This is a genomic window from Vibrio genomosp. F10 str. 9ZD137 (assembly GCF_049974785.1).
In the GTDB taxonomy this organism is placed as follows: domain Bacteria; phylum Pseudomonadota; class Gammaproteobacteria; order Enterobacterales; family Vibrionaceae; genus Vibrio.
In genome coordinates, this window is the sequence record NZ_JBNGCJ010000742.1 from 1 (window position 1) to 2085 (window position 2085).

A 2085-nucleotide genomic window follows, 5' to 3' on the forward strand; every position below is an offset into this window, starting at 1 on the left:
CAGGCTATGGCCGCCGCTCAAACCGGTTTTTTTATTGACGCACCCATTACTGGTATTCAATACGTCACCAGTTCAGGAATAGAAGGACAAACGGATCAAGGCGCTTATCAATTTTCACACGGCGATGTCGTGGATTTCTATCTTGGTGAGGGCCCAAGTGCATTCCACTTAGCTTCCGTATCCGCTGAAAAATGGGTTTCCCCCAACTCAATGACTGTCACGCCTACGCGTACAATCAATATGACTCGTTTGTTGTTAGCCATGAGTGATTTCAATAAAAGCGACAATATCCTAACCGTTAACCAAGCTAAAATTTCGCAACCTGCGGTTCAAGATTTTCTAGGTGAACTCAATTTAATCGAATTGGATACACTGGCTCAACGCTATGATATTGAGATCCCTTCCGTAGGAGAAGCCGCTGCTCATTTACAGTCAAGTTACCAATACATCAAACAATCCCTTTCGTCAGATGAAATCGTCTATGCTCCTCGTGATACAGAGCTACGAGATATCTTAATCAAAACTCGCGACTATCAAGGCCACTTGTGTTTCTACAATGTCGATGAAATCGATAATCCGAGCTATGTCGGCCCTGTGGGCAGTACGACGTATAAAATCACCAATAAAGGCATATTTGAGTACCCTGATAATGGCGATCGATACGGCAGTAAAGATGGCGTCATTGCAAGCTGTGATGTTGATTTAAGGGCAAAAAGAACCGAAGAAGAGTTCCATGAAGTCTCCAGTTTTGAGGGATGGTCCGGTTTGTTTGCGTGTGCTCTTAAAGGCTGCACTCGTACTAACCTAAGTGGCTATGTGGTAGAAGAGTACGATTCTGGCAACAGCTATAAATATCGAGCTAATGCGATGACTTTCAACCCAAGCACACAAATCGTTCTCAATAAAAAACAAGGATTGGGCCAACACGAAAAAGTAGATGGCCCAAATAATGCTGAGTTCATCTGGTTTACCTTTGCCAGTCGTGATGTCACGCCCCTGTCATTTGAAGGGCAATGGCAAGAAAAACAGATAAACAAAGAGGGGGTAAGCTATCGCTGCCTTGACATTAAACAAGGACAGGTTTGGGCTACGCCATTCTCAGACTCGCATTGTAGAGCTCGTAACAGTGCAGGTTTCAAGAATGCCAGTGTAGAATTTGGGGACATGTGGTGGCTTCAAAGTAGTGCTAAAGACCTTTACTTTTATCACCTAAATATCCCTGTAGCATGGAAAGATAGCAACCAAACTCAACACTACACAACGTGGGAATACCTGCCCGTGAGTGACAGCCTAAATAACGGCATCCTCTACCGTTATCAACAAATCTTAGATGAGAAAGATCAGTCACTCCGCACCTCTCAGGTGTCCGAACTGACCAAACTGTGAGACACACATGGACTTAACCGACCTAATTCTGAGATGGCAATCTGGTGAGAAAGAAGTGGAGCAACAACTCTATCTTTACGCTTACGAACACCTAAAAGTGATTGCTCAACAAGAAAGATTACGTAGCTCACAAAAATTTGGTGAGCACAATCCAGTATTCAACGAGCTTTCGAACAACACCACCGCGCTCATCAATGAGGCTTATGTAAAACTCAGTCAGTATTCTGATTGTGATGTGGGCAATAGAAAGCAGTTCTACCTGCTGGTAAGTAAAGTCATCCGGCAAATACTTGTGGATCAGGCAAGATACTTTGGAGCCCAGAAGCGCCAAGAGATAACCATTAGCGAACGGCCTAAAGACTTGAACAATATCATTGAAATCAATCAGATTATCGATTCATTTTGTAGAAAATACCCAGCCCAAGGAGAGGTAGTTAAGCTTAAGTACTTTCTAGGAATGAGCGTCAAAGAGATAAGCACTCTCTTACAAAGCAGCGCCAGTAAAATTGAAAAAGATCTCAGTTTTTCAAAAAGTTGGTTACGAGTACATTGCTCGTAGCTCTGACTCACCAGACCTAATCTGTATTTTCAACCCAAGCAACGACTCATAGAAAGAGCGGTGAACTCACTGCTCTTTTTCAGGATTTTTTAGACCTAGCGACCTAGTACTATCATGACGCCTCTAACGCAGTATCAATA

Annotated in this window: 2 protein-coding genes; both read left to right on the forward strand. The window is 43.2% G+C overall.

Features of this window, described 5'->3' with window-relative positions; translation table 11 throughout:
- Positions 1 to 1386 (forward strand): hypothetical protein (locus tag ACP45E_RS17515; RefSeq protein ID WP_069585342.1); only part of this gene is annotated, 1386 nt, incomplete at its 5' end.
- Between the two features lie 7 nt (positions 1387 to 1393).
- A complete protein-coding gene (locus ACP45E_RS17520; RefSeq protein ID WP_017033119.1) occupies positions 1394 to 1945 on the forward strand; it encodes an ECF-type sigma factor in 552 nt (183 codons plus the stop codon).
- Positions 1946 to 2085: the final 140 nt, after the last annotated feature.